Annotated in this window: 16 protein-coding genes; 10 read left to right on the forward strand and 6 right to left on the reverse strand. The window is 70.1% G+C overall.

From position 1 onward, the window contains the following. The first annotated feature begins 4 nt into the window (after nt 1-4). From IW245_RS09905 to IW245_RS09925, 5 genes are all read left to right on the forward strand, one after another. Nucleotides 5-925, forward strand: a complete 921-nt coding sequence (locus IW245_RS09905) for a carbohydrate ABC transporter permease (RefSeq protein ID WP_197002875.1) — start codon at nt 5-7, stop codon at nt 923-925. Nucleotide 926: 1 nt separating this feature from the next. Beyond that, nucleotides 927-1,820: a carbohydrate ABC transporter permease gene (locus tag IW245_RS09910; protein WP_197002876.1), complete on the forward strand. Its 894-nt coding sequence runs from the start codon at nt 927-929 to the stop codon at nt 1,818-1,820. A gap of 29 nt (nt 1,821-1,849) precedes the next feature. Next, on the forward strand, nt 1,850-2,869 hold the full coding sequence (locus IW245_RS09915) for a LacI family DNA-binding transcriptional regulator (protein WP_197002877.1): 1,020 nt from the start codon (nt 1,850-1,852) through the stop codon (nt 2,867-2,869). 76 nt (nt 2,870-2,945) lie between these two features. After that, nucleotides 2,946-4,382 carry an arylsulfatase gene (locus IW245_RS09920; RefSeq protein ID WP_197002878.1) on the forward strand — a complete coding sequence of 479 codons (1,437 nt, stop codon included), beginning with the start codon at nt 2,946-2,948 and terminating at the stop codon, nt 4,380-4,382. Next, a complete protein-coding gene (locus tag IW245_RS09925; protein WP_197002879.1) occupies nt 4,382-5,317 on the forward strand; it encodes a formylglycine-generating enzyme family protein in 936 nt (311 codons plus the stop codon). The genes IW245_RS09920 and IW245_RS09925 overlap by 1 nt, the downstream gene beginning before the upstream one ends. A 320-nt stretch (nt 5,318-5,637) precedes the next feature. On the opposite strand, the gene IW245_RS09930 is transcribed toward IW245_RS09925, so the two are convergent. Beyond that, entirely contained in the window at nt 5,638-6,555 is a 918-nt protein-coding gene (locus IW245_RS09930) for a LysR family transcriptional regulator (protein WP_197002880.1), read from the reverse strand. A 144-nt stretch (nt 6,556-6,699) separates the two neighbouring features. Here IW245_RS09930 and IW245_RS09935 point away from each other — a divergent pair, with 144 nt between their 5' ends. Together IW245_RS09935 and IW245_RS09940 are read left to right on the forward strand one after the other, a co-directional pair. Next, nucleotides 6,700-7,242: a dihydrofolate reductase family protein gene (locus tag IW245_RS09935; RefSeq protein WP_197002881.1), complete on the forward strand. Its 543-nt coding sequence runs from the start codon at nt 6,700-6,702 to the stop codon at nt 7,240-7,242. Between the two features lie 116 nt (nt 7,243-7,358). Next, nucleotides 7,359-8,000, forward strand: coding sequence for a dihydrofolate reductase family protein (locus IW245_RS09940; RefSeq protein ID WP_231398739.1), 642 nt, complete (start codon nt 7,359-7,361; stop codon nt 7,998-8,000). Nucleotides 8,001-8,189: 189 nt separating this feature from the next. Here IW245_RS09940 and IW245_RS09945 read toward each other — a convergent pair whose 3' ends face one another. Continuing rightward, nucleotides 8,190-8,486: a three-helix bundle dimerization domain-containing protein gene (locus tag IW245_RS09945; RefSeq protein WP_197002882.1), complete on the reverse strand. Its 297-nt coding sequence runs from the start codon at nt 8,484-8,486 to the stop codon at nt 8,190-8,192. Nucleotides 8,487-8,675: 189 nt separating this feature from the next. On the opposite strand from IW245_RS09945, the gene IW245_RS09950 reads away from it, so the two are divergent. After that, complete coding sequence (locus IW245_RS09950) at nt 8,676-8,966, forward strand: hypothetical protein (protein WP_197002883.1); 291 nt, start codon at nt 8,676-8,678, stop codon at nt 8,964-8,966. A gap of 247 nt (nt 8,967-9,213) precedes the next feature. Here IW245_RS09950 and IW245_RS09955 read toward each other — a convergent pair whose 3' ends face one another. After that, nucleotides 9,214-10,923, reverse strand: coding sequence for a lamin tail domain-containing protein (locus tag IW245_RS09955; RefSeq protein WP_197002884.1), 1,710 nt, complete (start codon nt 10,921-10,923; stop codon nt 9,214-9,216). A 1,311-nt stretch (nt 10,924-12,234) separates the two neighbouring features. On the opposite strand from IW245_RS09955, the gene IW245_RS09960 reads away from it, so the two are divergent. After that, the gene (locus IW245_RS09960) at nt 12,235-15,228 is read left to right on the forward strand and encodes an AfsR/SARP family transcriptional regulator (RefSeq protein ID WP_197002885.1); all 2,994 of its coding nucleotides are present in this window, start codon (nt 12,235-12,237) and stop codon (nt 15,226-15,228) included. Nucleotides 15,229-15,237: 9 nt separating this feature from the next. Here the strand turns inward: IW245_RS09960 and IW245_RS09965 are convergent, their stop codons facing one another. Together IW245_RS09965 and IW245_RS09970 are read right to left on the reverse strand one after the other, a co-directional pair. Continuing rightward, a complete protein-coding gene (locus IW245_RS09965; RefSeq protein ID WP_197002886.1) occupies nt 15,238-15,543 on the reverse strand; it encodes a hypothetical protein in 306 nt (101 codons plus the stop codon). Nucleotides 15,544-15,620: 77 nt separating this feature from the next. After that, nucleotides 15,621-16,007, reverse strand: a complete 387-nt coding sequence (locus IW245_RS09970; protein ID WP_197002887.1) for a hypothetical protein — start codon at nt 16,005-16,007, stop codon at nt 15,621-15,623. Between the two features lie 266 nt (nt 16,008-16,273). Here IW245_RS09970 and IW245_RS09975 point away from each other — a divergent pair, with 266 nt between their 5' ends. Then, complete coding sequence (locus IW245_RS09975; RefSeq protein WP_197002888.1) at nt 16,274-17,617, forward strand: CHAP domain-containing protein; 1,344 nt, start codon at nt 16,274-16,276, stop codon at nt 17,615-17,617. A gap of 45 nt (nt 17,618-17,662) precedes the next feature. Here the strand turns inward: IW245_RS09975 and IW245_RS09980 are convergent, their stop codons facing one another. After that, nucleotides 17,663-18,049 carry a RidA family protein gene (locus IW245_RS09980; RefSeq protein WP_197002889.1) on the reverse strand — a complete coding sequence of 129 codons (387 nt, stop codon included), beginning with the start codon at nt 18,047-18,049 and terminating at the stop codon, nt 17,663-17,665. Nucleotides 18,050-18,189 lie beyond the last annotated feature (140 nt).

Below are 18,189 nucleotides of genomic sequence, written 5' to 3' on the forward strand. Positions count from 1 at the left end.
GCCCATGTGGCGCGCACGTCCCGCCCAGGAGGCTTCCGGGCTCCAGGCCACCCGGCGCAGGGCCTACCGTGGTTTCCTGGTGCCGGCCGTGTTCCTCTACACCCTGCTGTTCATCCTTCCCTCCATCGCCGGGCTCGTCGTGAGTTTCAGCCGGTGGGGTGGTCTGGGCACGGAGTTCCGGTGGGCCGGCCTGGCCAACTACCGGGCACTGTGGCGCGACCCGGTGTTCGGGCGCGCGTTCGGCAACACACTGTTCGCCGCGATCGTCGGCGGCGTCGTGGTGTTCGCCCTGGTGTTCCTCGCCCTGGTCGTGCTGCAGGACCTGCGCGGTCGCAAGTTCGTGCAGGCCGTGCTGTTCATGCCGCACGTCATCTCCACTGTCGCAATCGGCGCGTGCGTGGCGTTCCTGCTCGACAGCGACGGCGCGCTCAACCGGCTGATGGGCATGACGGGGCTGCCGCAGCACACCGCCTGGCTCGGCGACGGCCTGATCTTCAAGGTGATCGTCGCGGTTCTGGTGTGGTCGGCCGGCGGCTACTTCATCGTCCTGATCATGGCCTCGGTGGACAACGTGCCGCCGGACCTGTATGAGGAGGCGCAGTTGGCCGGCTGCTCCAAGGTGCAGCGGTTCCGGCACGTCACGTTGCCGCTGGTCTGGGACGTCATCGCGGTGACAGCGGTCTTGTGGGTGATCAGCACGCTGAAGGCGTTCGAGATGGTGATCGCCATCGCCGGCCAGTCGCAGATCGCACCGATCTCGGCCCGGACCGTCGTGCTCCAGCAGTTCTACGCGATCACTCCCCCCGACGGCTCCGACGCGCAGTTCGGCTACGCCTCGGCGATGGGGGTCGTGATGGTGTTCGTGTCCTTCCTTCTGGTGTGGCTGACCCGCCGCGTGACCCGGCGTGAGCGGATGGAGTACTGAGATGACCGATGCGACCGCGACGCCCCGTCGCCGATCCAGCCTGTGGGGTGACCACGCGGTGCCGGGCGTGGCCCGCGTCGTACTGTGGATCTGGGTCGCGGGCACCGTGCTGTTGGGCGGCTGGGCGCTGATGAACGCCTTCAAACCCTCCGGCGACATCCCGCTGCATCCGTTCACGCCCCCGACCGGCCTGTCGGTGGACAATTTCAGCCGGGCCTGGAACACCGGCTTCGGCAGTGCCGTGGTCAACAGCGTGGTGCTCGTACTGCTCGGTGAGACCCTACTGCTGCTGATCGGCGCTCCGGCCGGCTACGCGTTGTCCCGCCGTGCCAAGAACGGCGGCGGGCTGACCGGATACTTCGCCCTGGGCATGAGCATCCCACTGCAGACGATCGTCGTACCGCTGCTGGCCGTGGGGGTGTACAGCAGCCGGTTCCTGGTGGACTACGTCACCGGCTGGTGGGACGACCGCCTCACGCTGCTGATCTTCTATGTCGTCATCGGGCTGCCGTTCACGGTGTTCGTCTCCTCGGCGTATTTCAGGACCCTGCCCTCGGCACTCGAGGAGGCCGCGGCGATCGACGGCGCCGGCCCGGTGCGGACCTTCTTCCAGGTGATGCTGCCGCTGGCCCGGCCCGGCCTGACCACTCTGTTCGTCATCGGCGTCATCAGCCTGTGGAACGAGACGTTCCTGGTGATGGTCCTCGTCCCGACCGACCTGGCCCGCCAGACCCTGCCGGTGGCACTGCTCCGGCTGGAGATGAGCATGCAGTACGCCAGTGACTGGGGCGCCCTGTTCGCCGGCGTCGCATTCCTGGCGGTGCCCATGATCGCGCTTTACGCCTGGACCGGGCGGCGCATCGTCGAGGGAATGACCATGGGAGCCTTGAAGTGACGGTGCGTGAAGCGAACGGGAGGACCGCCATGGCACGGCCACAGGGTCGCAGGGCCACCATCAAGGACGTCGCCGAGCTCGCCGGCGTCTCGACGGCCACGGTCTCGATCGTGCTCAACGGAGGCGAGGAGACCCGGGCCCGCGCCTCGGAGGAGACCCGGACCAAGGTCCTGGCCGCCGTCGAGGAACTCGGCTACGCCCCCAACCAGGCCGGCCGTGGCCTGCGGCGCGGCCGAACCGAGTCCGTCGCCCTGGCCGTCCCGTTCCCCGACGCGCCGTGGACGCTGGGCATCGCCCGCGACGTCGGCGTCTACGCCGAGGAGCGCGACTACACCACGGTCAGCCTGACCGGTGGCAACTGGCTGCGCTACCTGGGCCGCGGCACCGTCGACGGCGCGATCATCGACGCGAGCGGACAGGTCCGGTTCGATCCCGGATCCATCAGACCCCTTCTGAAACAGGGCATGGCGCTGGTCGTGCTGAGCAACACCGCCGTGCCGGACGGGTTCGACGTCGTGCGCACCAACGAGCGCCGGGCGTGCGCGGACGCCCTGCGTGCCCTGGTCGACCAGGGGCGGCGGCGCATCGCCTGCCTGCGCAACGCGCCGACCCCGGCCGGGCAGGACGTCCCCGAGCGGTTCGCCGCCTACCGGGCGGTCCTGGAGGAGAACGCCCTGCCGCTGGACATGACACTGATCCGCGACGTCCACGGCACGCGCGCGACCGCCTTCAGTCAGACGCTCGACCTGCTGGACGGCCCCGGCGAGCGGCCCGACGCGCTGTTCGCGCTGTCGGACCTGGCCGCGATCAGCGCCCTGTGGGCGTGCCACCGATTGCGGATCCGGGTGCCGGAGGACGTCGCCATCGTCGGTATCGGCAACTCCCCCGAAGGCGAGTACAGCGATCCCGCACTGAGCACCGTCGGCCCCGAGAACCACGACTTCACCGACCTGGCACGCCTGCTGTTCGAGCGCATCGAGGCCTCGACCCCGCCGCCGGGCCGGATCCTGCAGCAGGAGTGGAAGTACATCGCCCGGGGAACCAGCTGACCCACACCGTGGCACACCGGGCGCCCATCGGGCACCCGGCCGCCCCACGTACGCCTGAGACGGAAAGTGACTGATCGTGCCTGTCAATATCCTGCTCCTGTTCGCCGACCAGTGGCGTGGGGACTGTCTGTCCGCCGCCGGCCATCCAGTCGTGGAGACGCCGTATCTCGACCGGCTCGCCTCGAGCGGGACCCGGTTCACCCGCGCCTACTCGTCCACGCCGAGTTGCGTTCCGGCCCGCGCCGCCCTGATGACCGGCCTGTCCGCCGCGTCCCACGGCCGCGTGGGCTACCGCGACGGCGTCCCATGGGACTACGAGACGACACTGGCCGGAGAGTTCACCCGGCACGGGTACCGGACCCACGCGGTCGGCAAGATGCACGTGTACCCGGAGCGCAACCTTCTCGGCTTCGAAACCGTCGAGCTGCACGACGGGTACCTGCACTTCGCCCGCCGCAACGCCGACGACCTCGCCGAGATCGACGACTACGTGACCTGGTTGCGCACCGCCTCCGGTCGGCCGGACGCCGACTACGCCGAGAACGGGCTGGATTGCAACAGCGTCGTGGCCCGGCCCTGGGACAAACCCGAATGGCAGCACCCGACGAACTGGACCGCCGCCCGCACCGTGGAGTTCCTGCGCACCCGCGACCGCGACCGGCCATTCTTCCTGTTCAGCTCCTTCCACCGGCCGCACCCGCCCTACGACCCGCCGGCCTGGGCATTCGAGCAGTACCTGACCCGCCCGATGCCGGCCCCACCCGTCGGCGACTGGGCCGCCACGATGTGGCAGGCGACCGGCGACCCTCTGAATCCGACCTCGCCCTACCTGGAGTTGCCGGAGCATCGGCTGCGCCGGGCCCGCGCCGGCTACTACGGCAACATCAGCCACATCGACCAACAGGTGAACCGCATCCTGGACGCCCTGAACGAGCACGGGGCCGAGGACACGATCGTCCTGTTCTCCTCCGACCACGGCGAGATGATGGGCGACCACCACCTGTACCGCAAAGCCGTGCCCTACGAGGGTTCGGCCCGCGTCCCGTTCCTGCTGGCCGGGCCGGGCATCGCGCGCGGTGTGGTCCGCGACGACCTGGCCGAGCTGCGCGACGTCATGCCGACGCTGCTGGCCGCGGCGGGACTGCCGATTCCGGGATCGGTGGAGGGCGAGGCGCTCGTGGACGTCGAGCGTGCACCGCGCGCCCATCTGCACGGCGAGCACACCGACCATTACTGCGGACAGCACGGCTCGATCCAGTGGATCACCGACGAGCGGCACAAGTACGTCTGGCGCAGCAGCGACGGTCTGGAGCAGTTGTTCGACCTGACCGCCGACCCCGGCGAGGTGCACGATCTGGCTGGCACCGAACCGAGGACGGTGGAGAAGCTGCGCGCGATTCTCGTCGAGGAACTCAAGAACCGCCCACAGGGCCTGGTGCGCGACGGCCAGCTCGTGACGGGTGTCCAGGTCTCCCCGGTGCTCCCCCACGACGCAACGGCCCAGGGGTCCTGATGCGCGAGCCCGTCGCCACCCAGGGAGGCGCGTGCTGCGCGGCGGCGCGCGCACCCACGGACCAGCCGTTGCTCGGCCTGCGCGCTCCGGGGCCGCCGGACCGGCGGGGTTCGGCGTCATCCGGCAGAATGATCCGGATCGCCGGGGACACCTTTCTCATGGGCAACGACGACGACCAGGCCAATCCCGGCGACGGCGAAGGTCCGGTCCGGTCGGTCACCGTCGCGCCGTTCCGGATGGACGTCACCGCAGTCACCAACGCGAGGTTCGCGGCGTTCGTCAGGGCCACCGGCTACGTCACCGACGCCGAGCGCTACGGCTGGTCGTACGTCTTCTTCGCCTTCCTAACGGCCCACATCGCCACAGCGGGCCCCGCCCCGGCCGCGACGCCCTGGTGGCGCGGCGTACAAGGCGCTTGTTGGCGCGCACCGGAAGGGCCGGGAAGCACCATCTCGGCACGCCGGAACCACCCGGTCGTCCACGTCTCCTGGTTCGACGCCGCACTGTATGCCCAGTGGGCAGGCAAGCGGCTACCGACCGAAGCCGAGTGGGAGTACGCGGCCCGCGGCGGTCTGGTGGGCGCGAGATATCCGTGGGGCGAGGACCTGCCGCCGGAAGGCCGCGGCCGCTGCAACATCTGGCGCGGGACGTTCCCGACGTCGGGTTCCGGCGGCACAGTGCCAGCCGACGCCTTTCGACCGAACGGATACGGGCTCTACAACGTCGTCGGCAACGTCTGGGAGTGGTGCGCCGACTGGTGGACCACAGCACATGCCGCCGCAGAGAATCCAGACGGCGACGCCCGGGTCATGCGCGGCGGGTCGTATCTGTGCCATGACTCGTACTGCAACCGGTACCGGGTGGCCGCGCGCACCCGCAATCCACCGGACTCCAGCAGCGGAAATCTCGGTTTTCGGTGCGCGGCTGACGTTTGAGGCGCCGTGGTGTCAGTTCTCGCGGGGCCTGACGCGGTGCGAGGTCCCGCCTGGCGTTCTCCCGATCAGCCGCCAGGCGGTAGGCGCCACCCAGGAGGACGTTGTGACCGGCGGACTGGTCCACCTCGGCGAGGTGGTCACAGCAGGTGCGCGGACCTGAGACCTCTCGTGCACGGGGCCGGACTCCGCCACCGGAGTAGCCATGTCGGCCGACGCCGGGCTGGAGACGTTCCTGCCGCTGACGGTCGACGTCCCGCGCGTCACCGACGGCGTGCACGTTCGCGACGGCCGCGTCCGTGCGGTGGTCAGCGCGCCGACTGTTACTGGTGGGTGGCGGCGAGGTAGATCCGGTTGGCGACCTCGCGGGCCGCTTGTGCGAAGGCGCGGATGCGGGGGGAGTTGTTGGCCCGCAGCCAGATGGGGGCCCAGTCGATCGGCCCGGCGTCGGAGAACGGGAGGTAGGCGACGTCGGGTCGGGTGTAGAAGCGGGTGACCTGCGCGCCGACGATCATCGCGCCGTTGCCGGCGCCGATCAGCTGTAGGGCTTCCTGGAAGGTCTCGAACGCGGGCCCGCCGGGGATGGCCCGGCCGGCGGGGGTGTGTTCGGGCCAGCGGTCAGACGGCCAGTCGCCGGGCAGGGCGCCGGCCAGCCGCAGGAGCCGGACGTCGGCGAGGTCCTCCATGGTCACGGCGGTGCGCCCGGCGAAGGGATGGTTCGCGGGGACGGCGAGCATCCGGGGTTCGGAGATGAGGACCGGGCCGATGACCAGGTCGGGGCCGGCGAGCGGGAGGCTGAGCACGGCGATGTCCACGTCACCGGCTCGGAGTGTCGCGACGGCGTTGATGACCTGCGCTTCGCGGACCTTGACCAGCCATGCGGGTTCGCGCTGGGCGAGCAGGTCGGCGGTCTGGTGGGCGACCTGACCGGCGGCGGCGCCGACGAAGCTGACCCGCAACGCGTCGCGGGTCTGGCGGACGCTGGCGATCGCGCGGTCGAGGCCGGCCTGGAGCTGCTCGTAGCCGGGCCGCAGGTCCTCGCGCAGTTGGTTGCCGAGCGGGGTGAGACGGACGCTGCGGTTGGTGCGGTCGAACAGCGGCGCGCCGATCTGGCGTTCCAGTTTCTGGATGGTCTGGCTGATCCGGCCGGTGGTGACGTGCAGGCGCTCGGCGGTACGGCCGAAGTGCAGTTCCTCCGCCAGGGTGAGGAACGCCTCCAGCTCCAGACGTTCGAGCACCACGTGACCTCCTTGAAGTGTTGAGCCTGGTTAAACGCGGGTTCCAGTATCACTCGTTGTTTGGCTGATCGTGGCCGGGCAGGCTGATCATGACGGCGCGGAAGCCTCCGTATTCAGCCGTTTGATCAGTATTCCGAGGAGCCGGCTGTGAGCAAGATCGTCGCCCTGCCCTTCGTGTCGCTCGACGGCGTGATGGACAGCCCCACCTGGACCGGCCCGTACTTCAACGCCGACCACGCCCGCTACGCCCACGGTCAGCTGTTCGCCGCCGATGCCCTGCTGCTGGGCCGGGTCACCTATGAGGGCATGGCCGCCGCGTGGCCGCGGATGGAGGAGTCCGAGGGCGGGTTCGCCGTCCGGATGAACACCATCCCCAAGCACGTGGTGTCGGCGACCCTGGCCGAGGCGGAGTGGAACGCCACCGTGCTCCGCGGCGACCTGGCCACCGAGGTCACCAAGCTCAAAGACCAGGGCGATCTTCTGGTGTACGGCAGTGGCGACCTGGTCTGCTCCCTCATCGCGCTGGGCCTCATCGACGAACTCAAGCTCTGGGTCCACCCCGTCGTCGTCGGCCAGGGCAAGCGCCTGTTCGGCGACGGTGGCCCGGCCAGCTCGTGGACCCTCGCGGGCACCACGACCTTCAGCACCGGCGCCGTGGTCCTGGACCTGCGCCCCAACGGCCGGGAGTAGCTGATGGTCCGCCAGATCCGACTGCGGGCAACCACGGGACACGCGGGTCGCGGACGGGAACCACCCAACCCACGAACCAACCGCTCACCTTTCGCACGAGACAAGAAGGCACCATCATGAAACTGACCGTGACCACGTTCGTGTCCCTCGACGGCGTCCTGCAGGGCCCCGGCGGGCCCGAAGAGGACCGCACCGACGGCTTCGACCTCGGCGGCTGGCTGATCCCCTACGCCGACCAGACCTTCGGCGGCATCGTCGTTGACTGGATCACCGACGCCGACGCGTTCCTCCTCGGCCGCCGCTCCTACCAGCTGCTGTCCTCACACTGGCCGAACGTCACCGACCCGAACGACCCGATCGCCACCAAACTCAACACCCTGCCCAAATACGTGCCGTCGAACACCTTGACATCGCTGGACTGGGCCAACTCGCACCTGCTCACCGGCGACCTCGTCGAGGAGGTCACCCAGCTCAAGGCCCAGCACGGCCGGGCGCTCCAGGTGCATGGCAGCGGCCAGCTCATCCAAGCCCTGCTCGCCGCCGGACTCGTCGACGAACTACGGCTGCTCACCTTCCCCGTCGTCCTCGGCAAGGGCCAGCGACTCTTCGAAAGCGGCACCACCCCGGCCGCATGGCGACTCACCGACATCACGTCCACCGACGCCGGCGTCATCGCCCACACCTACACCTACGCGGGCAAGCCAGCCCTCGGGACCATCGTCGTCACCGACGGCCAGGAGGAGCTCGTCATCGCGTAAAGCACCTCCAGATCGTGAGATGGGTCGGGCGCCGGCGAGGACGCCCGGCCCATCGGCATACCGCGCGGAACGCCGCCTGACGGAACCACCACCTCGACAGGGCGGATTCCCGGCCGAGCGGATGGGACAGCCTGAACGTCGTCGATGGTTGTCTTGGGGGCATCGTTGCGGTGGCGTCCCGGGCGGGCGCTATCGCGGGCGGGGTGAACGTGCAGGCGCGTCGATCGAGGCCCCCACGAGGCGCTCGACGAAGATCGGGATGAATGTGCGCACGCGGGCGGTCATGAACGTCCGAAAGGCGGCCCGAACCCGGTGCTCCCATTCGGCCGGGGAGATCCGGGACAGCGGAAAGCGCTGCTGCAGCCTGAAGACGATCACGTCGACCTCGAGGTCGGACAATTCTGACGAGGGCGTGGGGAACCCGCGACGGGGGATGTCCTCCTCGGCGGAGTCGGTTCGCGGCGATGCGATTTTCGGGCCGGACATGGCCACCTCGATCCTGGATCGGTGGGTGATCCGAACCGCTCGGGGTGTCAGTCGGGGCTCGCATCGATGGTCACGATCTTCCTGGTGGGAGCCTACGTCCTGGCCAGGTCGCGCGAAGGCCCAAGCGGCATTCTCCCCGCCAGGGCGTGGCCGCTTCCACCGACTGTGCCGTTAGGGAAAGATCCGTTCATGGCACAGGATGACGATGGACCGTTCTCTGTCCGGCTCGCGCAGATCCTTCTTGTCTACGCCGATCCCACAAACAAGTCTGGTTTGGGCGATCTGCGCCTCGCGGTGCGCCGCGGCCGTTTCCCATGGCTCGAAGCCGAGCTCGGCACCTGCCTGCGAGAAGGACTGCTCACGTCCGAATCGTGGGCACAGGTGACCGGCCTTCACGACCGCGCCGGATGTCCTGACCCTCATCGCCTTCGACAGCTGTGGCACACGGTGTTCCCCGCATTGCCACACCCGCAGGACTGAGCCTGGCCGACACCGTGCCGGATTCTACGGCCGGTCGTCTACTGGGCCGCCTACCTTCCACTGGCCCTCTGGGGACCACTGCTCGCTCTTCTGGCCGCGCCCTACCACCGACGACGCCGGTCGCGGGCCGCACACACATGAACCGCACGGCGGCGAACGGCCTCGGAGCGCGGAATCCTTGTGAACACCGGGGATCATGGCGCCGTGCGGTGCCACGATCCCCGGTGTGGTGAGTCTCGGTGTTGACTCAGTACACGGTTCCGTCGGCGCGCTGGCCAGGGGACCGCGGCAGCGAGCTGATCGTGTTGTGCTTGACCCACGCGCCGGTCGCCGAGCCGTCAGGGCTCCGGTTGATCGAGACGCCGTCGGAGCTCGCCTGGCTGGAGGTGTAGCTCATCGACTGGACTGTCGCGCCGGCCGCGTCCCGCAGGATCACCTGGTCACCGCTGTTGGCCAGGCTGAGGCCACCGGTGCTCGCCGCCACGGCCACGATGCCACCGGGGATGGCGGAGGCTCCGCCGAACACGGTGATCGCCTTGCCGGGCTGCAGCGTCGTGCCGGCCGCGAAGGTGTGCCGCACCGCCGTGCCGTCATGGACCGTCCAGCCCGCGATGGAGATCGCGGTGCCACCGATGTTGACGATCTCAACAGCCTCGCCAGCGGTGTCGCTCCCCGGCTCGTTGGCGAGGACCTCGTTGATGATGACGTTGGCCGGACCGCCGCCGCCTGCGGTGACCGTGACGTTCTGGGTCGTCGTGTGCGTGGCACCGCCGTTGTCGGTCACGGTGAGGCTCACCGGGTACGTGCCCGCCGCGGCGTAGGTGACCGAGGGGTTCGTAGCGGTCGAGGTCTGGCCGTCGCCGAAGGTCCAACTGCGGCCAGTGATCGTGCCGTCAGCGTCGGTGCTGCCGTCGGTGAAGGTGCACGTGAGGTTGGTGCAGGAGGACGTGAACGCGGCTGTGGGCGGCTGGTTGCCGCCTCCGCCGCCGAGGGTGAAGTTGTACCGGGCCAGCACCGGGTAGTGATCGCTGGTCGTGGTCGCGTAGTTCGGAATGTAGGCCTGGGGCTGGAACGCTGTCGCCGAGCCCGCGACGTACTTCGCGTTGACCTCGTTGGTGTTGAGCTGGTGGTCGATGAAGTCCGGGTAGCCCGTGGTCGACGCGACCCCGGCCAGGGACAGTGCCCGCGTCGGGAAACCGTAGCGCGCCGTGTCGTTCACGAAGTTGGCGTACGGCGACGCGTTCCCGGGCGTGATGGACGTGTCGACGTCGTCGTTCCAGTCGCCGATCACGAAGACGTCCTGCGTCGGGTACGTCGAGTCGAGGTAGGACTTGAGGGCCTGGGACGCGGGGTTGCGCAGGTTCCACGCATCCTGGGTGGAGCCGGCCTTGGCGTGCATGACGATGAAGACGAGGTCGCGGGTCGCGCCGTCGAAGGTGCCGCGCAGCGTGAACTCGACCGGCGGGCGACCGGCGAAGTTGCTGTTCTGGCTCGTGAGGATGACCTTCGCGCTCACCAGGCTGGCCATGCTGCTGCGCCAGACGAGCGCGACCTTCTGCTCGCCGTTGTTGAAGTCCGAGTAGTACTGCGGCCCGTTCGTCACGATCGGGTCGTTGGCCAGGACCCCGGTGAAGCCGGACATGCCAGAGACGAGGGTGTTGAACGCGGACGTGCTGACGACCTCGGACAGGCCCCAGACATCCATGTCGGCACCGGCCATGACGTCGCGGACGTTGGCCTGCTGCAGCGCCTCGTTGGTCGGGCCGAAGCCCGTGTCACCGAACCACTCGACGTTCCAGTTGCCGACGTCGAGCTGAGTGGCGGAACCCTGCGACGGAACAGTGGCGGAAATCCGCGCCGGAACGGTGGCGGCGTGCGCCGCCGGGGCGAGACTGATCGGCAACGCTACGAAGGCGACGATCGCCCCCATGAACGCGCGGAGATTGTTCTTGATCACCAGGCAACCCTTCGAGTAGGCGTACTGGACTGGGTCCCGACCTTCCCCCCGGAGAGCGGGCTCGGATCGAGTGTCCCGTCCCAGGCCCGTACGCGGCCGAGAGCGACTGTCGAATTCGAAGAGACACTTGTGTGAACTACGCGAACACCGACTCCGAAGGCCGCCACGAGACCCGGGTCGGATGACTCTCCCCCGCGCCGCCGCAGGCTGTCTCATGTGGTGGCGGGTCGGGTGTTACTGGCCGGTTGGGACGGTGCTCGGGAAGGTGGTCGCTCGGGCAGGGAGGGGCGGGTCGGGTGGGGGCGCTTGCGGGGAACGCTGGTCGCCAGCAACGAGGCGCCGCCGGTCACGCGGCTCGATCCACGGCACGGCAGAGCGGCCACGACCCCACCACGCGCCGTCAATGGTCCATACCAGGTGAGCGGCGTTCTGCACCGAGGGATGGTCGCGACGCCGCGCCGTCGTGTTCGCGGTTTCCGGCCCTGCGCCAGCCGTCGGCGGATTTGATTTTTTAGGCCGTTGAGGGGTCGGCGGCCGGAGGTCGTCGGTGCACCCGGCACAGTTGAGGAGCCGGTCGGGGACGCGCGGACCTCACGACGGGGGTGGCGGCAGGCGCACATCGCCACCCCTTGCGACCAGGCGCGAGCGCGGCGGTGAGGACTCCCAGTACAGCGTGTGGGGGGCCTGTGGCGGCGGTCGGGCAGCGTGCGCTCCGACCGTCGCTCGCCGGCCTCCTCCCGCACCGATCCGGGAAGGTCGGGTGAAACCCGGTTGACGGCCCGGCCGGCGCGGACGAGTGCCGCTGGGTGCGACGTGACTATCAGGGGCCCGCGGATCTGCGGAAGCTGCAGGTGTCCGGCCAGCGGATCTGGTCGCTGGCCAGCCGGTTCCACCTCGGTGAACTGACCTGGGGGTTCGGGTTTGACCTGTCGACCGAGGCGTGCCCGCAGGCGCCGATGGCGCTGTGGGAGTCCGACGGCCGGGTGCTGGCCTGGGGCGGGCTGCACCGGCCCTGCAGTCTGTTCCCGATGGTCGACCCGGCGGCGAGGCATGAACGGCAGCACCGAAGGATGGGTGGAGTCCTCGAACGTGTCCGACAAGGGGGCAGCTCCTGGGTAGATGGCCAGCACTTGGCCACGGCCTGTCGCCTTGCTTGTACGGCTCGACTGGTGGGGGTGACCGCCCGGGCTCGGTGCGGCGGCTCATGGGAATCGTGACATGCGCCCGCCTTCACGTCGGCTGGCAGGAAGGCCAACGCCCCGCAGTCACCGCCCCGGGCTGGCCAGCGGGGCGAGCGGTAGGGTGTTGGGTATGCGGTACGCAGTTCTTGGTCCCCTCGTCGTCACGCGTGACGGCCGACCGGTTCCGATCAGCGCCGGCAAGCTGCGGGTGCTGCTCGCGACCCTGCTCATGCGGGCGAACCGTCCGGTGACCGCCGGAGTGCTCGCCGAACGTTTGTGGGGCGAGGACCAACCAGCCGATCCGCGACGGTCCCTCCAGGTGTACGTCACCCGGCTCCGTGACGCGCTCGCCGACGGTGGAGCGGCGGTGCGGACGGAGCCTGGCGGGTACCGGATCATCGTGTCGCCGGGCGATCTGGACCTGGCGAAGTTCGACGCGCTGCTCGTCGAGGCGGAGGCCGCCGACAACGTGGTCCGCGAGGCGGAGCTGTTGCGCGAGGCGCTGGGGTTGTGGCGGGGCGCGGTCTGCGAGGACGTGCCGTCCCCCGTGCTGCATGATCGGGACGGGCGGGTGGTCACCGAGCGCCGACTGGCCGCGGTGGAGCGTCGGATCGACCTCGACCTCGCGGCCGGCAGGCATGCCCAGCTCGTCGCCGAGCTGGCCGGGTTGACGGCCGAGCACCCGTTCCGGGAGCGGTTGTGGGCCCAGCACATGATCGTGTTGTACCGGTCGGGCCGGCAGGCGGACGCGATCGCCGCCTACTGGACGCTGACCCGCCGGCTCGCTGACGAGCTGGGCGCCGATCCCGGCCCGGCGCTGCGCGAGGTGTACCAGAGGATCGTCGCCGCCGACCCGGCCCTCGATCCGGTTGTCCCCGGGACGGGCGAACCGGAACGGACGTCCTTGTGGTCACCGGCCTGCCAGCTTCCTGCGGAGACCCTCGACCTCGTCGGCCGTGACGACGCGGCACGGACCGTGATCGGTCTGCTGTGCGGCGATGAGGAGCGGGCCGGGGTGCCGGTGGTCGTGTTGTCGGGACCGCCCGGGGTCGGCAAGAGCGCCCTGGCGGTCGCGGTCGCGCACCGGTTGCGGTCGCGGTTCCCGGACGGCCAGTGGTACGTCCGCCTCGACGGCGCGTCCGCGCCCCGGGACGTCGAGGACGTGCTCGGCGAGTTGCTGGTCAACTCGGGGCTCGCGGCCGCCGGGCTGCCGCGCGGCCTGCAGCCCCGGGCAACGGCGCTGCGCTCGCGGCTCGCCGACCGTCGGGTGCTGCTGGTCCTCGACGACGCCGGCACCGCGGCCCAGGTGACGCCGGTGGTGCCCGGGACCGCTGGCTCGGCCGTGCTGGTCACGAGCCGTGCAGACCTGCCGGGGCTGCGGGTCCGGCATACGGCCACCGGGTTCAAGGTCCACCCGCTCGGGCCGGACGCCTCGGCGGAACTGCTCGGTCGGCTCCTCGGCGGCGTCGTGGCCGCCGAGCCGGACGCGGCCGCGGACCTCGCCGTCCAGTGCGGGCACCTGCCGTTGGCGCTGCGGATCGCCGCGGCCAACCTCGCGGGCCGAGCGGAACCGGGCATCGCCGGGTACGTCGAGGAACTGCGGGCCGTCCGGCTCGACGGGCTCGCCGTACCCGGGGAGCCGGACCTGGCGGTACGTGCCGCGTTCGACGTCGCCTACGCGGCCCTGGAGCCCGAAGCACGACGACTGTTCCGACTACTCGGCTGCTGCGCCGGGACCGATGTCACCGTTGCGGCGACGGCCGCCTTGCTCGACGCCGCTCCCCCGATCGCCGGGCGGCTGGTGACCGTGCTCGGCACCGCGAACCTCATCACGGACGACGGCGCGGGCCGGTTCCGCTTCCACGACCTGATTCGGGTGTACGCGGCCGAGCTCGCCGCCACCGATCCGCAGTCCCCGGCCGGGTGGGAGCGGCTGTGCCGGTGGTACCAGCAGGTTGCCGACGAGGCCATCGGCTACGAGTTCCCGGCCGTGGTCCGGGTCGAACCCCCGGTCCCCCGCACCGTCGACGTGTTCGCCGGCGCCGACAACGCCCGGGCGTGGCTGGACGCCGAGCGGGCGAACCTGGTCGCCACGATCGTGCGGGCCGCCGAGACCGGGCCGTACGACGTCACGTGGCGGCTCGAGGAGATCCTGCGCAAGTACCTGTCCGCGCATTCCCGCCTGCACGATTGGCAGACCAACGCCGAAGCCGCCGGGGCCGCCGCTATCCGGGCTGGCAACCGGCTTGCCGAGGGCGGGGCCGCGTTCAGCCTCGCCGGGGCGCACCAGGCCCAGGGCCGCACCGCCGAGGCGCTGGCCGGCAACGTGTTTGCGCTGGAGCGGTACCAGGAGAGCGGATTTCTGCTCGGTGAGGCCATGGCCTCCGGCAACCTCGCGCTCACCTACGCCGACCAGGGCGACGCCCGGCGGGCCGTGGACTTGCTCACCCGGGCAGCCGAGATCTTCCGGGCCGCGGGCATGACGTGGTACGTCGCCCACGCGCTGCTCAACCTGAGCCGGGTCGACGTCAGCCTCGGCCGCCTGGACGCGGCCCGCGACCACGCGACCGAATGCCTCGACCTGATCAACACCGACTCTCGCAACCCCGCCTACGCCCCCGCCCTGATCAACCGGGCTAACGCCCTGTGGCACCAGGGCGAACTCGACCTGGCCCGGGCCGACGCGGTCGAGGCCCTGCGGACCGCCAACCGCCGGCACGAGTCCGCCGCCCACCAGATCGCCGCCCAGCTCCACGCCGCGACCGGCGAGGGCGACGAGGCGCTGCGCCACGCCCTCGACGGGGTGCGGATCAGCCGGGACGAGGGCCGCCCCCGCGTGGAGGCCGAAGCCCTGATCACACTCGGCGACGTGCACGTCGCCGCCGGGCTGGCCACCGACGCTGTCGGCTGCCTCGACCAGGCGGTGGCGCTCGCCGAGGCGGGCGGCTATCAGGCCCAACTCGCCGACGCCCTCGCCGCTCGGGCCGAAGCCCGAACGGTCGAGGGCGCGATGGTGGTGGCCAGGGCTGACGCGGCGCTAGCGGCAGCCCTGGCCGAGGACCTGGGCAGGGTCCTCACGGTCCTTCGAGCCGAGCGTGTCGTGGCAGCCGCGCGGCTCGACTGACCGGTCCTGTCATCCGCAGCCGTACCACAGCAGGCTGTCGGACGACCAGCCGTCCACGCCCGTGGTGTTGTCGTGGATGTGGATGAAGCCGTTGCTGGACTCGAAGCAGTACCAGTTGACGAAGTGGCTGGTGTATCCCAGCCCCAGGGCGGGACAGCCGGTGGACGCGCACGAGCGGATCCGCACGCCCTCCGCCCGGAACTGTGCCCACCCATAGGCGGGCCAAGGCTGGGCCGCGGGTGCTGCGGCATGGGCGGTGGCCGGCACGAGCATCCCTGCGACCACGGCGAGTGCCACACCGATCTTCCTGAGCATCGCTACTCCTCCTCGTTCATCCGGATGGCCGGCTGGCGGGCCCCCGAGCGCCCGCCTGCCGGGGAACAGCCGCTGCCTCAGGGACGCGTCCAGCAGGGCAGGCCCTGGCTCTCGTAACCGCCGCTGGGCTTGTGGTACCACAGCTCCGCACACACGGTCTGACCACTCGAGATGCCCCACTTGACGCCCGAGATCACGGTGCCGCCGTTGTAGTAGTAGCCGCCCGTGGAGGTTCTGCTGTGCCCGGCGCCCCACACGTCCATGTGGTATGTGCCGGAAACACCGCATTCCTGCTGGAACCTAATGTTTCCACTGCCGTCGGACGGCCCGATCCAAATGCACCCGTTCGATCCCGCCGACGCCGGGGCCGCGCCGCCTCCGACGATGCCGGCGGCCACGGCCACGGCCACGGCGGCCGTGGCGAGCAGGCGTCGCGGGGTCGAGGTTCTGGAGGTGAGCTTCATCGGGTGTGTCTCCGTTCGAATGGCTGTCATCTGACTGAGGACAGCACACCGGATCAGGCATTCAGTCCGGCTTCAAATCGACTTCACCGCGACGAGGCCGTCTGAATCCGTTGTGAATGCGGCCTCTGGAAGGTCCGCCGAGGGGCATCCACTGGGGATCCCGGCCTGCGCCACCGGCGCCGGCACCCTGACACACGGGAAACGGACTACCGATGACGTCATCAACGACCCGGCGAGGCTTGATACGCCGCCTCGCTACCGTACTGGTGATCCTGGCCGCCAGCGCCGGCCTCACCACCCTCGGGGCCGCGCCGGCCCACGCCGACACCCGCTCGGCGATCGTCGACACCGCCGCAAGTCAACTCGGAAGCGGCCCCTGCAACCCCGGCTACTACACCAGCTGCGGTGAGAACTGGTGCGCCGACTTCGCCATGTGGGTCTGGGACCACAACGGCGTCAACGTCATCGGGCTGTCGCCTGCCGCAGCCAACTTCAAGTCCTACGGCGTCGCCAACGGCACCTGGCACCCGTACGGCGACGGGTACGTGCCCCGCGTCGGGGACGCCGTCTCCTTCGACGACAGGACCAGGATCTACCACGTCGCCATCGTCACGGAGGTCCGCTCCATCACCGACATCACCTATATCGGCGGGAACCAGGGGTCCGACGACAAGATGACCAGTCGCGTCACCCAGAACCGGGCCACTCCCGGGACGGGCGATGTCATCGGCTACACCAGTCCCGCCGGAGTGGTCGACGCCCAGTCCGGGCGGGTGTTCCACAACCTGCGCTACCCGGAGGGCAACTGGTCGGGGGCGTCGGTCGCCGACAACAATACCCACATCGCCGCTGTGGCCGAGGCCGGTACCACAACGAACGACCTGCACCTGCTGACCCTCATCAACGGCACCGTCTACCACAACATCCGCTACGCCGCCGACGGTCACTGGTCCGGCGCCGGCCTCGCCGACGGCAACGGCCACATCACCGGCATCGCGGCAGCCGCCAGCGGTGACGGCAACCTGCACCTGCTGACCCTGGTCAACGGCACCGTTTACCACAACATCCGCCACCCCAACGGCCAATGGACGGGGGCCGGCCTCGCCGACGGCAACGGCCACATCACGGCCATCGCGGCGGCCGGCATGGCCAATGGGAACATGCACCTGGTCACGCTGGTCAACGGCAGTGTCTACCACAACATCCGCTACGCCGACGGCTCCTGGTCCGGCGCCGGCCTCGCCGACGGCAACGGCCACATCACCGGCATCGCGGCGGCCGGAACCGGCTCCGATGACCTGCACCTGTACACGCTCGCGGGCGGCAGCGTGTACCACAACGAGCGCTACGCCGGTGCAGGCCACCCGTACTGGACGAATGCCGGGATCGTCGACAGCAACGGCCGGATCACCGCCATCGCCGCGGCCGGAACCAACACCGACCGCACCCACCTGCTGACGCTGATCGGCGGCAGCGTTTACCACAACATCCGGTACGAGGAGGGCAACTGGTCCGGCGTGAACGTCGAGGACGCCAACGGAGGCATCCTGGCGGTCGCGGCCGGCGGCACCGCCAACGGAAGCCTGCACGTGGCCACGCTGGCCCCGTAGAAATGTCGAAGAGGGTGGCCGCCCACCGGCGGCCACCCCTCGGTCTCAGGCCGCGGCGATGACCTCGATCTCGACGAGCCAGTCGCTGCTGAGCGTCTGCGCGACGATCGCGGTCGTCGGCACCCTGCGCCCGCCCAGGGCCCGGATCCGGGCGGCGGCGTTGGCCTCGGCGTAGGACACGTCCCGCAGGTAGCTCCACAGCCGGACGATGTTATCGACGGTCATGTCCGCGGCCGCCAGGATCGTCCGGACGTTCGACCACACCAGGTCGAGCTGCTCGTCGAGGGTGGCGCCGGGCAGGCCCCTGTGGTCCAGGCCCATCGTTCCGGAGACGAACACGAGCCGGCCGGCGCCGCGGACCTCCACCGCGTGGACGTAGTCGTCGCTGGCCGGGTAGATCCCGTCCGTGGGGTTGAGGGGCACGAACTCCATAGGTGACGCTCCGTGGTGTGAGGGTTCCAGTGTTCGTACCCTCGCAGGGTCCGCCTTCATCTCGCATTCACCGGCCGAACAGGCCGACCATCGCAACCGGCCGGGGCGAGCGGGCGACGAGGCGGTGCCCGACGCCGATG

Source organism: Longispora fulva, assembly GCF_015751905.1.
Lineage (GTDB): Bacteria > Actinomycetota > Actinomycetes > Mycobacteriales > Micromonosporaceae > Longispora > Longispora fulva.